Below are 18,322 nucleotides of genomic sequence, written 5' to 3' on the forward strand. Positions count from 1 at the left end.
TTTACCTAGAATTTTATTTGCTTATTCTGAATTCTTATTGTTGTTTATCAGTGTTTTATGTTTGTATTAAAACGAGGAATAATCTAGATTGTGTAATTTAATACTAATCATATTAATCTACTTTTTTGATCTCGTGACCACCAAATTGATTACGCATCGCAGCAATTAGCTTCATTGCATATGATTCTTTTTGGCGCGATTCGAAACGAGTAAATAAAGATGCCGTAATAACATGTGCCGGAACATCAAAATCGATAGCAGTTTGTACAGTCCAACGGCCTTCGCCACTATCAGCTACGTAATCTTTGATCCCTTCCAACTCTTCGTTACCTTCCAAGGCATTACCTATCAGATCCAATAACCACGAACGAACAACCGATCCGTGCATCCAAGTGCGTGATATTTTCTCCAAATCAATATCGTATGGTGAATTCTTCATTATTTCGAATCCTTCGGCATAAGCTTGCATCATACCATACTCAATTCCGTTATGAACCATCTTAGCCATATGTCCGGCTCCGCTTTCACCGCAATATATGTATCCGTTATCAGGAGCTAATGATCTGAAAATTGGTTCGGTGTATTCGCAAGCTTCTTTGTTGCCACCATACATCAGGCAGTATCCGTTTTGCAACCCCCATACACCTCCGCTTGTTCCGCAATCGAGGTAATAGATTCCCTTTTCTTGTACTTTTTTATTGCGGTCAACAGTCTCACGCCAATAGCTATTTCCTCCGTCAATGATGATATCTTTTGGATTCAATAAGCCAAGTAACTCATCTATATTATCTTCTACTGGTTTTCCGGCAGGAACCATTAGCCAGACGATCTTGCGACCTTCCAGTTTGCTGACAAGATCTTTCAACCCGCTAGCAGCAATTGCTCCCTTCGATTGAGCTTCTGCAATCATCGATTGCGACAGATCGGTAACTACTACTTCATGACCTTTAGTAAGGAGTCTCTCGACCATTTTACCGCCCATTTTGCCTAATCCTACAAATCCTATTTTCATGTTTGCGACGTTTTTTTAATTGTGTATATGTAGTTTGTTATTTAAAAGATTCCATATAACCGCCTTTCATCGGCGAAACGCAATTGCGTGTATATATACTCAGGATACCGTTATTGTATCTTGATTGTGGTTTTACCCACTTACTGCGGCGTTCCGTTAGTATTTTATCGATTTCTTCGGGAGTTTTCACTTCTTCTGCGGTTCCGACAATATCTATCCTGCGAGCAGGTATGTCAATACGAATTAAGTCTCCGTCTTCTACCAATGCTATGGGACCACCTTCGCTGGCTTCGGGCGATACATGACCTATTGCAGGGCCACGTGTCGCTCCAGAAAAGCGTCCATCGGTAATAAGTGCGATAGATTCGACTAATTCAGGATCTGAAGCGATGGCTTCTGTTGTATAGAACATCTCGGGCATACCACTTCCGCGTGGGCCTTCGTAACGAATAAATAGAGCTTCGCCAGGTTGAACTATACGTTGCATAACAGCATGCATTGCATCTTCTTCGAGATCGTAAACTCTAGCTTTCAGTGTTACTTGCATCAATTTCGGTGATACTGCAGAGTGTTTTACGACAGCACCGTCGGGTGCAAGATTACCTTTCAGAATAGCAATTGCACCTTCTTGTTTAATCGGATTTTTGGCTGATTTTATAATGTCGCCTTTGGCAACCTTATTGTATGCAAGGAATTTATCACAGTTTGCGTAGAAGTCGCTTTCTTCGATGTCTTTTAAGTTCTGACCGACAGTTTTACCCGTAACAGTCATAGCATCCAGATGAAGGAAATCTTTGATTTCTTCCATGATAGCAGGAACACCACCGGCATACCAGAAATATTCTCCCGGCCAATAGCCACTAGGACGTATATTCAGTATAAATGGAATCTTACGATGAATTCGATCAAAAAGATCAGGAGATAGCTCCATACCCAATTCGTGAGCGATGGCAGGCAAATGCAAAAGACTATTACTTGATCCGGCAATTGCAGCATGAACCATTATTGCATTTTCGAATGCTTCAGGTGTCAGAATATCCGAAGGCTTGATATCTTCGGCAACGAGGTCACCAATACGCAGACCTACTTTTTGTGCTGCTTTTTCAAGTTCTCCAGTATGAGTAGGAATCAAAGCTGTACCCGGTAAAGCTAATCCGAGAGCTTCGGCCATGATCTGCATTGTAGATGCAGTTCCCATAAACGAGCATGCTCCACACGATGGACAAGCATCGCGTTTATATTCCATATATTGTTCTTCGCTGATTTCCTTACGCTCGTACATTGCACTGTACTTCCCGATTTGTTCAAGTGTTAATAGGTTGGGCCCTGCTTTCATAATTCCTCCCGGAACAAATATCGCAGGCATATTGAGACGAGCTATTGCCATGAGATGAGCCGGAACAGACTTGTCACAGCTTGCGATGAATATACCTCCATCGAAAGGGGTTGCTTTGACCTGAATTTCGATCATAGCAGTCATTATTTCGCGCGAAACAAGCGAATAATTCATGCCATCATGACCTTGTGCTTCGCCGTCGCAAATATCAGTTACATAATAATTAGCTGGGAATCCGCCTTTCAGCCGAACAGCATCATCAGCTTCTTTCACTAATCTATCCAGATGGGCACTTCCGGGGTGGCTATTACCAAAACTACTTTGAATAAAAATCTGGGCTTTTTTCAAATCCTCGATGTTCCAACCACTACCTAGACGTAGTGAGTCGATTTCGGGCGCTACTTTGCGTAATTCTTGACTTTTCATGGTAAATGTTTTTGTTTTTCGGTTTTGAACAAAATTAGATAGCATCGAAAATAAAAATACCAGCTGCCTAGTGCATTACCTAGATATTTATCTTAATGCATTTTGATTAGTTGCTTGTTTTGTAGTTTGTTACACGTTTTTAGCAAAGGGTCGATACCTTGATGATTTGATATCGAGGTAGATTCATTTTCTGCAGATTTCGAAAGGAATATTTTTGATAATAAGCAAATAAGAATAAATTTGCTGCATCATTACGACAAATAATATATGAATTTAATACAACTCTTTAGAAATATATGGCCTTATGTTCGCCCGTATAAGTGGCTAGTCATCTTAGCTCTGATTTTGACTTTTGTAGGATCGCTTGCAGCTCAGGTTAATGCTTGGGTACTGCGTTATACAGTGGATGCCATAAATGGCTTGGTGGAGCAGGGAAGAGGTTTGAAAGAAGGGATAGAAATACTTCTTACGATTACAGTTATATTATTCGGAAAAGAGATTGTAAATACTTTTATTCAGTTCGGACAAAAATATTATGGCGAGAAGCTCCGAATATTTATTTCCCGAGACTTGGCACAATTAGTTATAGAGAAGATTCTGACTTACCAGATGGCGTTTTTCTCTACTAGTAATAATCAGGCTGGTAAATTACAGACGCGTATTGATCGCGGCGTGGAGAGTTTAACTCGCTTAGTGCAAAACTTTTTTATTGATATACTCCCTCTATTTGCGAACTCGTTAGTTGCTCTGATAATGATGTTCAATGCCAACTTTTACGTTGGAATGGTTGGTCTGTGTATCACGCCGATTTATTATTATGTAAGTCAGAAACAAGCATCTAAGCTGAAAGGTGCTCGACTAAATATTAAGGATTTGCGCGAGAATAAGAGTCAGGGTATTCTGGGAATAATTGAGTCGATACCGGTAATCAAATCTTTTAATAGAGAGCGGATTGAAGAATCGAAACAGATGGAACTCCAAACCAGTCTGACTGATACGCAAATGAAAACCCGTAAGACAAGCTTTTTCTTCGATGGATTGAAAAGCTTTATCGAGCAGATAGGTGTTGTTATCATTATTATTTTGACGGCTTATTTTGTGTTAATCGGCGAAATGACAATTGGTGCAATCATGTTCCACATCATGCTTTTCAATAACGTATCGGCTCCAATTCGGCAATTACATCGTATTTATGATCAGATGAATGATGCTCTTATCTATTCGGAAGGATTCTTTGATATATTGCATGCCGAAGATCAGAAAGAAAGTACGGGGAATTATCGTCCTGAAAAAATTATTGGTCATTTCGAAGTTAAAGGTGTAAATTTTACATATCCAGGTAATGAAAGTCCGACTTTGCATGATATTAATATGAATATTGATCCGGATAAGATAACAGCTTTAGTCGGATTGTCGGGAGCAGGAAAAAGCACGTTGATCAATCTTTTAGATAAATTCTATTCTCCTGATTCGGGAGTCATTCTATTGGATGGAGTTCCTTTGAATGAGTATGATACAACTTATCTTCGCGAGAATATCGGTCTGGTACTACAGAAGAATCATATTTTTAACGGTTCCATCGAAGATAATATACGTTATGGAAATCCGAATGCTACGCATGAGGAGGTTGTTGAGGCGGCACGTAGCTCGTATATCCATGATCAGATAATGGCTCTTCCGCATCAATACGAGACTTCAGCTTTAGCTTTGTCGGGTGGTCAGCAGCAGAAGATTGCTATTGCACGTATGTTCTTGAAAAATCCTCCAATTATTTTCCTTGACGAACCAACAGCTAGTTTGGATGCTGTTTCAACCGAACAAATCAAAAACAGTCTTGACGCTATAAAAAGAGGGCGTACGGTAATTATTATTTCGCATAGTATCTCTCAGATAATTGATTCTGATTGTATCTATGCAATGAAGGAAGGACGTGTTGTTGAGTCAGGCAATCATGATGAAATATACCATATTGGTGGTGTATATAAAGATATTTTCGATGCTATGGCTCGCAGTTTGAATATTGATAAGATTTCTCAAAGTCTCGATAACTAATTGGCTAATTATAAAAATAAGGCTGATACGAATATCAACCTTATCCACTTCGAAAGAATCCACTTGTTTTCAGTTGTAAACTGATCTGTCTAGCTTGTTTTGTATATTCAGAATAAAAGGATCCGAAGTTTATATTCTCAGAATTTTTATAATTCTTGTAAACGTTTTACAGCTTCTTCGGTATCTTCTCTTTTTCCGAATGCTGTTAGTCTTAAATAACCTTCTCCATTTGGACCGAAGCCTACACCTGGGGTAGAAACGATATTCAATTTATGCAGAAGTGTATCGAAGAATTGCCATGAGCTTACACCCTCAGGTGCTTTTACCCATATGTATGGAGCATTTACACCACCATAAACACTGAATCCTTGGCTGATAAGCCCTTCACGTATGATTCGGGCATTTTCCATATAATATTGGACTGTTTCTTTGATCTCATGTCTCCCTTCTTCCGAATAGCAAGCTTCGGCTGCACGTTGTACAATATATGGCACTCCATTGAACTTGGTTGTATGTCTGCGATTCCATAATTTATTCAGTGATACTTGTTCTCCAGTCGATGCGTATCCCATCAATGTATCGGGAATGACAGTATAAGCGCATCTTAAACCCGTAAATCCGGCAGTTTTGGAAAAGCTACGGAATTCAATTGCTACTTCTCGTGCACCTTCTATCTCGTATATGCTATGAGGAACATCTTCTTCCGAAATGTAAGCTTCGTAAGCAGCATCGAACAGAATCAACGATTTGTTTTCTTTTGCATAATCAACCCATGTTTTTAGTTGATCACGAGTCAAGGTTGTTCCCGTAGGATTGTTTGGCAAACACAAATAGATTATATCCACTCGTTTTTCGGGCAGAGCAGGAATAAAATTATTCTCGGCCGAACACGGTAGATAGGTAATTTTATCCCATATTCCATTTGCATTATTTCCCGAGCGTCCGGCCATTATGTTCGTATCTACATAAACCGGATATACCGGATCGGTTATAGCAACAATATTGTCAACACCCAGAATATCTCCGATATTTCCCGTATCGCTTTTCGATCCGTCTGAAACGAAAATTTCGTTTGCTTTAATATCTATATTGCGATCCTGATACTCATGTTTAACGATTGTATTGATCAGAAAATCATATCCTTGTTCGGGGCCATATCCTTTGAAGTTCTCCGATGTTGCCATTTCGTCAACAGCCGTGTGCATCGCCTTAATACAAGCTTGCGGAAGTGGACGTGTAACATCGCCAATTCCCAATCTGATGAGTTTAGCATCAGGATTAGCTGATTTATATTCATTTACTTTACGTGCAATTTCCGAAAAAAGATAATTAGCACCTAGTTTCAAATAGTTCTCGTTTATTTTAATCATATTATATGTATATTTTTCCGTTAAAGACTGTTACCGCTTCGCCAGTCATATAGACATGGTTATTGGTTTCGTCCCATTCTATTTCAAGTTTGCCTCCTAGTAGATTGATCGTTACTTTTCGATCGCAATATCCATTCAAAATTGCAGCTACGGCGGCAGCGCAAGCTCCAGTTCCGCAGGCTAGAGTTTCACCAGCACCGCGTTCCCATACACGCATATTCATATTCGAACGATCGATGATTTGAATAAAGTCAGTATTAATTTTTTTAGGAAATAGGGGATGAGTTTCGAATTTAGGCCCTATGATTGGCAGTTGTAAATCATATATATCGTCAAGGAAAAGCACGGCGTGCGGATTTCCCATCGATACGCATGATACTCTCCATTCTTTATTGTCAACTGTAATTGGCTGATTTAATACCGGATTTGCATCAATATTTACGGGTATCAATTCAGGCTCAAGGATTGGCTCACCCATATCTACTTTGACGAGACGACTAATTTCGTTGCCTTGAAGCAAAGAGATGTATTTTATTCCGGCTTTGGTTTCCAGCGAGATCTCTTTCTTCGTAGTCAGTTTATTATCATATACCCATTTGCCTACACAGCGTGAAGCGTTGCCACACATTTCGGCTTCCGAACCATCGGAGTTGAACATCTGCATTCTGAAATCGCAAGTATCAGACGGCAGGATAAAAACTAATCCATCCGATCCTATTCCGAAATTGCGATTACTCAATCGAATTGCCAGTTCCGAAGGATTCTCTATTGTCTGAGAGAAGCCGTTGACATAAATATAATCGTTTCCAGCTCCTTGCATTTTTGTAAATTTCAAGCTTCTCATTGTATGTTTTATAATATTTCCGGAGATTCAACTTCTAGAGCTACTAAATCGGCATAAGTTTCACGCCTTCTGATAACTCGTGCCGTATCATCTGACACCAGTATCTCGGCAGGGCGGGGGATTGAGTTGTATTGACTAGCCATCGACATAGCGTACGATCCTGCTGTAAATACTGCAAGAAGATCTCCTTGCTCAACTGCTGGCAATGCTCTGTCTTTTGCCAAGAAGTCGCTTGATTCGCAAATAGGGCCTACAACATCGTATTTGTCAAGTGTTTCTTCTAATTGTGCAGAAACCACTCGGTTTTGTCCCAATTGGTATTCTGAATTTGTAGAAACCGGCCAAATAAAATGATATGCGTCATAAAATGCTGGTCGTATCAGATGACTCATACCCGTATCAACGATAATAAACTTTTTATGTACGCCTTGTTTACGATATTGCACCTTCGTTACGAGAATTCCCGCATTAGCAGCTATGGAACGTCCAGGCTCAAGGACTACTTGTCCGCCTTGATTGACGAAATTTTGTAAGAGTGGTACTATCTGATCAGAATATTCATCCCAGCTATCTACCGATTCATTGCCATGATATTTTGCTAAGAATCCACCGCCTATGTCAATCATATTGATGGCAACACCTTCAGATCGAAGTTCGTCTATGAAATCAAAGACCTTTGTAATTGCTTTCTGATACGGATCGCCCGAATAGATAGGTGAACCAATATGAATGTGCAATCCAGTAAGCTTGACATATTCATTGTTCAGGAAATCGATATATAGTCTCTTTGCCTGAAGCATATCGATTCCGAATTTCGAATCTTGAATACCCGTTGCTGTTTTTTGATGTGTACGCGGATCGTATACGTTTGGATTGATTCGGATAGCTACATTTATGCTCTTTTTTAGCTCCGAAGCAATTCTGTTGATATTAAGTAGTTCTTCTTCCGATTCGATATTTATCCAGCCGATACCTCTTTCAATTGCAGTTCTTATCTCATCACTGCTTTTGCCTACACCGGCAAAAACAATCTTTGAAGGATTAACTCCGACTTGGATAGCTCTGAATAATTCGCCTTTACTCACTACATCCATCCCAGCTCCCATGTCGGCAAGGAGTTTCAGTACATGAAGGTTACTGCAGTTTTTTATCGAATAGCATATTAAAGGATTCAATTTCGAAAATGCTTCGGATAACCCCGAATAATGATTCTGTATTGTTCGTTGAGAATATAAATAGAAAGGTGTTTCAACTTTTTTTGCCAGTTCGTTTACATTTACTTCTTCGCAGTAGAGTTGCCCATCTTTATATCTGAAATAATCCATTTTGTTTAGTTGTTGATTTTTATCTTTTTTACTGAATACAAAATTCAGACAAATTGACAAAGAGATCAATCCCGTGATTTGGTTAAAATGAGGTCGGCTATCCCCAAATTTAGGGATAGATAATCTTAAGAATAGTTATAGAATGGGTTATATTGTTATTGTATATCGTTTTCAGATATCAGGTTGTTGAAAATAGCATAGATTGTAAGTCCCGATACAGATTTAATACCAATCTTACGGGATATGTTCTTACGATGCGAAATAACTGTATGGACAGATATATTGTGTTTTTCTGCTATTTCTTTGTTTGTCAAGCCTATTGCAGCCGAAATAAGAATTTCTTTCTCTCTGTCAGATAATCCGACGTTGTCTGTTGTCGTTTTATGATTGTCTACAGCAGATTCCGAAATCTTTAATAATTTTTTGATCATCTGCGCTCCGGAACAATAAATGTCTAATGATCCATCGAAGCTTTCTAATACCTCCGAGGATATATAGTTATAGATAAGAGCTACTATGAGTGCATCGGGATGTTTCGGAAATTGGTTTTTAGCCGAAAAATGACTAAAAACACTTATCGTGTGCGGATTAATTAGTATAAACTGAATATTATCCTTCAGAAAAGTATTCTCATATGACTGAAAATCGCTGAAGGTGTGAGTTACGGCAAAACGAGGATCAGCACTGAGTAGTGTTTTAATTCCTTGCTGTATAACCGGTGAAGGTTCGATCAGGATGATATTGTATTTTTCGGATTGAGGCACTGTCTATTTTTTGTTTTCAATATGTTTGACCAAAGACGTTAGTATTCTGCTCTCTAATCGCGTATGCGCATTTATATCAGCCTCGAACAAAAAAAGATATATCAGAACATTGGTTCTGGTTTGTTCAATGGTACTGTTCTGAGGAATATATTTTATAATAATATTTTTCAGATCATGAAGCGCAGTTTCCAGATTGTGTTGCTCATTATGCTCTCTTTCTACCTTGCTAGACAAACTTTTAATGCCCTTTTGCAAATCGCCTATATGCGGATATACAAATTCTTCTTCGTGACGAAAATGTGACGTCACATCCTCACGGTATTTCTTGCAGAATTCGACAAGCATGTCGCCATGACTTTTAGGTATGAAACTAACTAGTTCATACACATGATCAATGATATGAGGAATCCGATTATTTATATAGTCCTGATGCGATCTTCGCAGATATGTAATCAATTCTTCGGTCGGTATTCTTTTCAAGATATTTTCGCTCGGGATATAATCGGCATAGGTATAAACATTGCATACCAAGAGAAAGAAATCGGTAGAAATCTTACGCTCATCGCATGCTTGTTTTACAGTTGTCTCTCCGAATCCAAGAGATATATCGAAATATGGGAAAACATATAGCAACCTATAATTATGTAATAATAGGTCTGCTAATTTCATGTTTTCCGTAAATAAGCTATGGCTCATAGTTCATTCGTTAGTTTGCGACAAAGATATAAACATCCCAATAAAAACGATTATCATGACTTAATAATTTAATTAGTCATAATAATATACCTTATTGATATTTTAATCTTGTAGTTTATGTCATTCGAATAAAAAAGGTTTGACCTTTGATATTTTGCCTCTTTCCGATTCGAAGAAGAACTTCTCTTCGCCAAATGCCGGCTTTAGCTGATCGAACCAAGTAGCCTTCGGATCATATTCGGCAAAGAATGGGATATCAGCCCATTTCGGATTGCGTCCTTGCAAGAATCTTAATACGAATACTTTTTTTCCTTGCACTTCCGAAATTCCTAATACTTGTATTTTTCCTGCATGATCGCTCATACTTGGCCCCCTCACAGTACGGCATATCCCGCTGACTTGACGATAGGCACGGCGGAATATATTCCAGCATTTTTCTAGAGGAATTTCAAAATATTGTTTAGCTCCGGTATCGCGGGCAACAAACATATAATAAGGTATACATCCCAAATCAACTTGCTTGCGCCACATTTTTGCCCATAAGGCGGGATCATCATTGATGTGTTTTAATAATGGTGATTGCGTACGAATTTGTACTCCGGTCTTTTTTATTCTCTCAATGGCTTGTTTGACAGCATCTGTCGACAATTCGCGAGGATGATTGAAGTGCGCCTGAAATGATATATTTTTTCCAGAAGCAATAACTTTAGCAAAGAGATCAAGAAGTTGATCGCTATCGTGATCTGTAATAAATCTGTATGGCCAATATGCTAAAGACTTGCTACCTATACGTATTGTATGTATATGATCAAACTCCGGATTTAGCAAAGGTAGAATATAGCTCTCGAGAATAGAAGTACTCATAACCATCGGATCGCCACCAGTAAAGAGAACATCTGTAACATCTTTCTTTGTCCGTAGATATTGCAACAGCAGATCCGATTCCTTCATTGCAAATTTCAAATCCGAAATACCAGAAAACTGAGGCCACCTGAAACAGAAAGTACAATATGCATGACATGTTTGTCCCTGGCTGGGAAAGAATAATACAGTTTCTCTGTACTTATGCTGAACTCCTTTAAGTTTTATCTCTCCTAATAAAGGTACATTGTGTTCTTGACCTGCCGGATTGGGATTCAGGCTGAGGCGTATCTTCATTATAGCGTCATCAATTGTTTTTTTATCGGCGTTTGAACTTATGAGACGATCAATCGTATTGTAATGTTTCGGAGCAAGCATTTCCTTACGTGGAAAGTTGAGTGTGAAAATGGGATCCGTCTCGACATTATTCCAATCAATTAATTCGTCGACTACATAATTATTTGTTTTGAAAGGTAAAACTCGTCCCACAATCTCAATGTCCTTCTTGATTTCTTCGCTCACTGCATCCATTTGTGGAATAGTTCTGAAATTGTGTAAAGTGTAAGTGTGAATTTTCTTCATTCGTTTTATTGATTTGTTTTAAAATAGATATATTCTATCAATATAGTTTTTTATTTGACAAAGTGAAACTCTTTTTTGATTTTTTTTGATTTTTTCTGTTAATCTGGATGTCTTTAAGTTATTGAGATATATTGTTTTTTTAGTCTTTGTAAATAGTCTTATCCTGTGTAAGTGATTGTTATATAGATCATTTTGTTTGCTGTTAGTGCTTTTGTAAATGGCTAAAAACCGCTAGCAATAAGGCTTTGAGATTTTTTTTATTTTAAATTGATCGGAAATAATTGTCTGTTTTTATCAAAAAACTGTAACTTTAGTAGCCAATACATCAGAATACATTGGAAATCTATTATACTCTCTACACAAGTACATTTTTTTTAAAGACTTTAATCTTATAACATGACACAATTATGAATTCGACCGCGTTATTTGTACTCCTTCAAAATCAAATGTTGGATGTCGAGTGGTGGCAAGTCCTATTGGCCGCTACTCCAGTATTAACTCTCATAATCTTGATGGGATTTTTAAAAATGGCAGGAGACAAGAGCGCTCTGATTACGTTGGCGACTACGGTCGTCATTGGTTTGTTTGCATTTCATTTTCCGATTGCCGATACCGGTTTATCCATCGTTTATGGAATGCTAAAAGCTATTTTTCCGATATTGATTATTATCATAATGGCTATTTTTAGCTATAATGTACTAGTCCATACCGGTAAAATGGAGATCCTTAAAGAGCAGTTTTCTTCAATCTCGTCAGACAAGTGTATTCAAGTCCTATTGCTAACATGGGGTTTTGGTGGACTTTTAGAGGGTATGGCTGGATTTGGAACAGCTGTAGCTATTCCGGCTGCAATACTTATCAGTTTGGGTTTCAAACCGGTATTCTCTGCCGTAGTAAGTCTTATTGCCAATAGTGTGGCTACTGGCTTTGGTGCAGTTGGTACACCGGTAAAAGTGTTAGCCGAACAAGCCGGAGTAGAAAATATTCAGGTATTGAGTACTCAGGTAGTAATACAACTATCCCCACTGATGATTCTTATTCCATTTGTTTTGGTATTTATGACTGATCCTCAGATCAAATCATTGCCGAAGCACATCGTTCTAAGTCTAATTGTGGGTATTGTATCATTAGTGACACAATATGTAGCCGCAAGATATATGGGGGCTGAAACACCTGCCATATTAGGTAGTTTAGCATCTATCATAGCTATTATATTGTATGCTAAGATAACCGAGACCGAAAAAGACAGAGAATTAAGAGCTCAGTATCCTAAACATAGTATAGGCGAAATAATAAAAGCTTGGAGCGTTTACGGGATGATTCTTATTTTGGTAATTCTTACCAGCCCGCTATTGCCGTTACGCGACGTGTTAGCTCCAATACTGACAACAACGTTCAATTTTAATATTATGGATGCCGTTACTAATGCAGAAGTAGTTAGATCCATCAAGATATCATGGCTAATCGATGCCGGAGTATTATTGTTCTTAGGCTCAATCATTGGTGGTCTGATACAAGGAGCTAATATAGGAGGACTATTTAAAGTCTTAGGAAAAGTATTGAAAATGCAATATAAAACAATCATTACAGTTTGTTCACTTATTGCATTATCATCCGTAATGGACTTTGCGGGTATGATCAGTATTTTAGGTATAGCATTAGCTACAACAACCGGAGCATTCTATCCATTGTTTGCACCTACAATCGGTTGTTTGGGTACATTCCTTACTGGTAGTGATACTTCTTCGAATATTTTGTTCGGTAAATTACAAACATCTGTAGCATCTGTTACAGGAGCAGATCCTAGTTGGCTGGCAGCAGCAAATACAGCAGGAGCAACCGGAGGTAAGATTATCTCGCCTCAAAGTATTGCAGTTGCAACCTCGGCTTGTGGTCAACAAGGTCAGGAAGGTACAATCATGAAGAAAGCGTTGCCTTTTGCTCTAGGATATATAGTTATTGCCGGACTAATGGTATACTTTGTTCCACGCATTATGGGCAGCTTATTATTCTAAAACTTAAATAATACTTGAAAACTAAACTAAAAATATTAAAAAATGAAAGTAGGACTATTCATCCCCTGTTATGTTAATACAATCTACCCCGAAGTTGGCGTAGCTTCATATAAGCTACTGACTAGTTTGGGAGTAGATGTCGATTATCCAATCGATCAAACATGCTGCGGACAACCGATGGCGAACGCCGGATTTGAAGATAAAGCAATTCCTTTGGCTGTCCACTTTGAATCAATATTCGATAAATTTGACTATGTAGTTGCTCCATCAGCAAGTTGTGCAGCTTTTGTCAAAGAAAATTATCCTAGATTGTTAGAAAAAGAAGAACATCTTTGTCAAACCAGTGGTAAGATTCACGATATATGCGAATTTATACATGATGTTCTGAAAGTAGAAAGTTTACCTAGCCGTTTTCCTCACAAAGTGAGTGTTCATAATAGTTGTCATGGTGTACGTGAATTACATTTGTCATCGGCCAGCGAATTAAATATACCACGTTATTCGAAGATCAAAAAGTTATTATCTCTCGTTAATGGTATCGAAGTATTCGAACCTCAGAAGGTAGATGAATGTTGTGGCTTCGGAGGTATGTTCTCGATCGAAGAAACAGATGTTTCGGTATGTATGGGGCAAGATAAATTGAAGAATCACATAGCTACTGGAGCCGAGTATATTACCGGAGCCGATAGCTCGTGTCTGATGCACATGCAAGGTATTGTAAATAGGGAGAAATTACCGATTAAATTTATTCATGTTGTTCAAATTTTAGCTGCCGGATTATGAGTACAAAACATTCAATAGCGGCAAGCCGCTTTATAGCCAATAAAGAACGAGAAACATGGCACAATGAAACACTTTGGTTCGTGCGCGAAAAACGCGACCGTTTGGCCATGGGAATCCCTGAATGGGAACAATTGAGAGAGTTATCAAGTCAGATAAAGATGCATACAGTTTCGCATCTTGATAAATATGTAGAACAATTTGCCTCGAATGCTGAAGCTAATGGAGTAATTGTCCATTGGGCAAAAGATGCTAAGGAGCATAACGAGATTGTCTATAAAATACTGAAAGATAGAGATGCAAAGAAGCTTGTAAAGAGTAAATCGATGCTGACTGAAGAATGTCATCTGAATGACTATCTGATAGAACGTGGTATCGATGTTGTAGAAAGTGACTTGGGCGAGAGAATCCTTCAATTGAAGAACGAACCACCTAGCCATATTGTACTTCCTGCTATTCACCTTACCCGTCAACAAGTAGGAACGCTTTTTGAAGAAAAATTGCATACCGAACCAGGAAATAGTGATCCGACTTACCTGACACGTGCTGCTCGTCAACATCTTCGTAATGAATTTTTGACAGCTGATGCAGGTATGACCGGTTGTAACTTTGGTGTTGCCGAAACTGGTGATGTAGTGGTTTGTACAAATGAAGGAAATGCCGATATGGGAACTTCTCTTCCAAAGATTCATATTGTATCAATGGGACTTGAGAAAATAATTCCTAACCATAAATCTCTTGCAGTTTATACCCGTCTACTAGCACGTTCGGCTACTGGACAACCGGTTACATCATATACATCGCATTTCCGAAAACCTCGTAAAGGTTGTGAAATGCATATCGTTCTTGTTGATAATGGAAGAACGGATATAATGAGTAACAAAGATCATATTCAGTCTCTGAAATGTATCCGTTGCGGTGCTTGTATGAATACTTGTCCGGTGTATCGCCGTTCGGGAGGATATTCTTATACTTACTTTATTCCTGGTCCGATTGGTATCAATTTGGGAATGTTGAAGTCGGAAGATAAATACTATGACAATGTATCGGCTTGTTCACTTTGCTATTCATGTAACAATGTATGTCCTGCTAAGATCGACCTTGCTGATCAGATCTATCGCTGGCGTCAAGGTCTCGATTCTATCGACAAGGCTGACCCGATGAAAAAGATGATGTCTTTAGGTATGAGAATGCTGTTTGTACGTCCTAAGTTGTATAATACATCACTCAAATTTGCGCCATTAGTAAATCATATGCCTCGCTTTATGCTTTACAACGGATTGAACGAATGGGGTAAAGGACGTGAATTGCCTACTTTTGCTAAAGAGTCGTTCACTTCTATGTGGAAAAAGGGCAAAATACAGAATAAAAAATAAAACAAAAAATTATGAGTAGTAAACAAGCTATACTAGATAATATAAAAACTCATATTCAGGATAAATATGATATGCCCGATCTAAATATCGATGCAATAAAATATCCTGATAAGATGAAAGCATTTGAAGAAGTGTCGGCCTCGGTAGGAGGTAGTGCTGCTGTTTTGGGTGAAGGCGAAGATATCAACGACTTGATAAAAAAACTTTATCCTGAAGCTAAATCTATTGCATCTAATCTGAAGGAAATTACAATTGCTACATTGAATCCAGATGATGTTGCAAGACCCCATGATCTGAATGGAACAGATCTTGCAGTGATTCAAGGCGAAGTAGGTGTGGCCGAAAATGGTTGTGTCTGGATTCCTCAGAATGTGAAAGAAAAAGTACTTTATTTTATTTCAGAATATCTGGTTATCATCCTCGATAGAAAAAATTTGGTAAACAATATGCACGAAGCATATGAAAAAATTAAATTTAGTGATGCAGGCTTTGGAGTTTTTATCTCAGGACCTTCAAAGACTGCCGATATCGAGCAAGCTCTGGTTGTCGGTGCACATGGAGCTAAGGGTGTTACAGTGATACTAAAATAAAATTTATTACAAAATGTGTATTACAGAGTAATTTACTCTAAAATAATCTCGACTAAGAATGCCCTGATTCTTGAAATGATAGAATCAGGGTATTTCTTTATGAAGATATGAATGACGATTTTAGCCTTTACGAGGTATGTGTACCTTTAAAGAATTAATCTGATTTTGGCTAAAATAATGGTATTGTCTTTTTATTAAAAGAAGTTTATTATATCTTTGCTCATTATTCAAGTGTAAAATATACACCAATTGAGTAAAGTGTTGGATTGTAGTTATATAACTTTATTGAATTTCAGATGTCTCCATTTTATATAGAGGAAGAAAAGTTTTTTATCTCAGTTGACTGTATTATCTTGGGATTTAAAGAAGATAAGCTTTATCTATTAATTTCGAAGCGTAAATTTGATCCACTCAAAGGACAAGATACTTTGATGGGGGGATTCTTGCGTCCCAACGAGAGCTTGTCAGAGACTGTGTCGAGGGTTGTTCTGGAATATACAGGTATTGATAATGTATATATGGAGCAAATTGGAGCTTATAGTGCTATCGACCGTGATGAGGGCGAGCGTGTAGTCTCGATAGCTTATTATGCGCTGATAGATATGGAGATGTTTGATGAAGAACTTTGTAAGACGCATAATGCTCGCTGGGAAGATGTCTCTAAGTTAGATAAACTTATTTTTGACCACAATCAGATGGTTGATGATGCAATTGGTATTCTGAGAAGAAAAGCAGCAACATTACCAGTCGGTTTTAATCTACTACCCGAAAAATTTACACTTCCGCAATTACAATCGCTGTATGAAGCGATTTACCAGACGACTTTGGATAAACGAAATTTTAGAAAAAAAATCCTTGAAATGGATATCCTTGAGAAACAAGAGGATAAAGATAAGTCGAGCTCGAAACGTGGTGCTTTTTACTACAAATACGATAAAGATAAGTATGAAGAGCTATTGAAAAAAGGTTATTACTTTTTTCTGTAATATTCAGATTACCAATTTACTGTAATTATTTTAGTTAAATATGTTGTACAACATATCGTTGATAAGTGTATAATTGGACACTTATTGTTAATATTGCAAGTGTAGAATCTACACTTATGTGTGTTCGTGCTTGAATTAATGTAACCTTGATTATATCAAAAAATGAAAAAATTATTACTACCAGTTCTAGTCTGCATGGGCTTGTTTGTTGCATCATGTAGCAATCCGAAAGAAGTGAAAGAGCCAATGCTCAAAGTAGAAGATTTCAAAACAACTATTGACGGTAAAGATGTGTCGCTGTATACTCTGGAATCGGGTAATGGTCTGACAATGCAGGTTACTAACTATGGCGGTCGTATAGCCTCGCTATGGGTTCCGGATAAAAACGGTGTAAGAGAAGATGTTGTTTTTGGTTTCGAGACAATTGACAAATATATAAACAACGAAGGTGAGCGATATTTAGGGCCTGTAATTGGGCGTTTCGGAAATCGTATAGCTAAAGCTAAGTTTGAACTTGACGGAGTTGAGTATCAATTGCCTGCAAATGATAATGGAAATTGTTTGCATGGAGGATTGAAAGGCTTCGATAGCCAGGTTTGGAATGTAGATAGCGTTGCAACTAACTTGATCGTACTTTCTTATGTTTCTCCTGATGGGGACGAAGGCTTCCCTGGTGAAGTGAAAGTGAAGATGACATACGAATTGTCAAAAAATAATGAGCTAATCATAAAATATTCAGCAACGACGGATAAACCGACTCACATTAATCTGACTAACCACTCTCAATTCAACCTGAAAGGTGCTGGTAATGGAACAATCCTAGATCATGTGATGACTGTAAATGCAAGCAAATTCACGCCAGTTGACAGCCTGTTGATTCCTACCGGAGAATTAGCTTCACTAGATGGATCTCCACTTGATTTCAGACAACCTACAGTTATTGGAGAAAGAATTGATGCAGACAATGACCAGCTGAAGATCGGTAAAGGATATGACCATAACTGGGTCGTAGACAAAAAAACAGTATCGGATGTTGAATATGTTGCAACAGTTATGGAACCGGTTAGCGGACGTGTAATGGAAGTGTGGTCTGATCAGCCGGGAGTTCAAATCTATTCAGGTAACTTCTTTACTGGTAAAGTGATGGGTAAATATGGAAAACCACTACATCATAGAGGTGCTATAGCTCTGGAAGTACAAAAATTCCCTGATACACCAAATCAACCTAATTTCCCGACAACAAGAGTAAATCCGGGTGAAACATACACTCAGACTTGTATCTATAAATTTTCTGTAAACAAATAATA

General features: G+C 38.1%; 15 protein-coding genes. 7 read left to right on the forward strand and 8 right to left on the reverse strand.

Annotated features, from left to right (window positions below):
• Positions 1 to 112 precede the first annotated feature (112 nt).
• On the reverse strand, positions 113 to 1,012 hold the full coding sequence (gene gnd / locus C1A06_RS05120; protein ID WP_101689168.1) for a phosphogluconate dehydrogenase (NAD(+)-dependent, decarboxylating): 900 nt from the start codon (positions 1,010 to 1,012) through the stop codon (positions 113 to 115).
• Between the two features lie 37 nt (positions 1,013 to 1,049).
• Positions 1,050 to 2,774: a dihydroxy-acid dehydratase gene (ilvD, locus tag C1A06_RS05125; RefSeq protein ID WP_101689169.1), complete on the reverse strand. Its 1,725-nt coding sequence runs from the start codon at positions 2,772 to 2,774 to the stop codon at positions 1,050 to 1,052.
• A gap of 267 nt (positions 2,775 to 3,041) precedes the next feature.
• Here ilvD and C1A06_RS05130 point away from each other — a divergent pair, with 267 nt between their 5' ends.
• Positions 3,042 to 4,826, forward strand: a complete 1,785-nt coding sequence (locus C1A06_RS05130; protein ID WP_101689170.1) for an ABC transporter ATP-binding protein — start codon at positions 3,042 to 3,044, stop codon at positions 4,824 to 4,826.
• A 146-nt stretch (positions 4,827 to 4,972) separates the two neighbouring features.
• On the opposite strand, the gene C1A06_RS05135 is transcribed toward C1A06_RS05130, so the two are convergent.
• From C1A06_RS05135 to C1A06_RS05160, 6 genes are all read right to left on the reverse strand, one after another.
• The gene (locus C1A06_RS05135; protein WP_101689171.1) at positions 4,973 to 6,196 is read right to left on the reverse strand and encodes an LL-diaminopimelate aminotransferase; all 1,224 of its coding nucleotides are present in this window, start codon (positions 6,194 to 6,196) and stop codon (positions 4,973 to 4,975) included.
• A 1-nt stretch (position 6,197) separates the two neighbouring features.
• Entirely contained in the window at positions 6,198 to 7,040 is an 843-nt protein-coding gene (gene dapF, locus C1A06_RS05140; RefSeq protein WP_101689172.1) for a diaminopimelate epimerase, read from the reverse strand.
• A gap of 8 nt (positions 7,041 to 7,048) precedes the next feature.
• A complete protein-coding gene (gene lysA / locus C1A06_RS05145) occupies positions 7,049 to 8,365 on the reverse strand; it encodes a diaminopimelate decarboxylase (protein ID WP_145996347.1) in 1,317 nt (438 codons plus the stop codon).
• Positions 8,366 to 8,520: 155 nt separating this feature from the next.
• A complete protein-coding gene (locus tag C1A06_RS05150; RefSeq protein ID WP_101689174.1) occupies positions 8,521 to 9,129 on the reverse strand; it encodes a response regulator transcription factor in 609 nt (202 codons plus the stop codon).
• Between the two features lie 3 nt (positions 9,130 to 9,132).
• Positions 9,133 to 9,798, reverse strand: coding sequence for a hemerythrin domain-containing protein (locus C1A06_RS05155; protein ID WP_145996348.1), 666 nt, complete (start codon positions 9,796 to 9,798; stop codon positions 9,133 to 9,135).
• 147 nt (positions 9,799 to 9,945) lie between these two features.
• A complete protein-coding gene (locus tag C1A06_RS05160) occupies positions 9,946 to 11,268 on the reverse strand; it encodes a KamA family radical SAM protein (protein ID WP_101689176.1) in 1,323 nt (440 codons plus the stop codon).
• A 446-nt stretch (positions 11,269 to 11,714) separates the two neighbouring features.
• Between C1A06_RS05160 and C1A06_RS05165 the strand changes: the two genes are divergently transcribed.
• The 6 genes from C1A06_RS05165 to C1A06_RS05190 all read left to right on the forward strand — a co-directional run bounded on the left by C1A06_RS05165 (position 11,715) and on the right by C1A06_RS05190 (position 18,320).
• The gene (locus C1A06_RS05165) at positions 11,715 to 13,283 is read left to right on the forward strand and encodes an L-lactate permease (protein ID WP_101689177.1); all 1,569 of its coding nucleotides are present in this window, start codon (positions 11,715 to 11,717) and stop codon (positions 13,281 to 13,283) included.
• A gap of 42 nt (positions 13,284 to 13,325) precedes the next feature.
• Positions 13,326 to 14,066 (forward strand): (Fe-S)-binding protein, encoded by a 741-nt coding sequence (locus C1A06_RS05170; RefSeq protein WP_101689178.1) that lies wholly within the window; start codon positions 13,326 to 13,328, stop codon positions 14,064 to 14,066.
• Positions 14,063 to 15,439 carry a lactate utilization protein B gene (locus C1A06_RS05175; RefSeq protein WP_101689179.1) on the forward strand — a complete coding sequence of 459 codons (1,377 nt, stop codon included), beginning with the start codon at positions 14,063 to 14,065 and terminating at the stop codon, positions 15,437 to 15,439. The genes C1A06_RS05170 and C1A06_RS05175 overlap by 4 nt, the downstream gene beginning before the upstream one ends.
• A gap of 11 nt (positions 15,440 to 15,450) precedes the next feature.
• On the forward strand, positions 15,451 to 16,029 hold the full coding sequence (locus tag C1A06_RS05180; RefSeq protein ID WP_101689180.1) for a LutC/YkgG family protein: 579 nt from the start codon (positions 15,451 to 15,453) through the stop codon (positions 16,027 to 16,029).
• A gap of 296 nt (positions 16,030 to 16,325) precedes the next feature.
• Positions 16,326 to 17,015 carry an NUDIX hydrolase gene (locus C1A06_RS05185; RefSeq protein WP_101689181.1) on the forward strand — a complete coding sequence of 230 codons (690 nt, stop codon included), beginning with the start codon at positions 16,326 to 16,328 and terminating at the stop codon, positions 17,013 to 17,015.
• A 162-nt stretch (positions 17,016 to 17,177) separates the two neighbouring features.
• The gene (locus tag C1A06_RS05190; RefSeq protein WP_101689182.1) at positions 17,178 to 18,320 is read left to right on the forward strand and encodes an aldose epimerase family protein; all 1,143 of its coding nucleotides are present in this window, start codon (positions 17,178 to 17,180) and stop codon (positions 18,318 to 18,320) included.
• The last annotated feature ends 2 nt before the right edge of the window (positions 18,321 to 18,322 follow it).

The organism is Dysgonomonas massiliensis, from assembly GCF_900240225.1.
GTDB lineage: Bacteria > Bacteroidota > Bacteroidia > Bacteroidales > Dysgonomonadaceae > Dysgonomonas > Dysgonomonas massiliensis.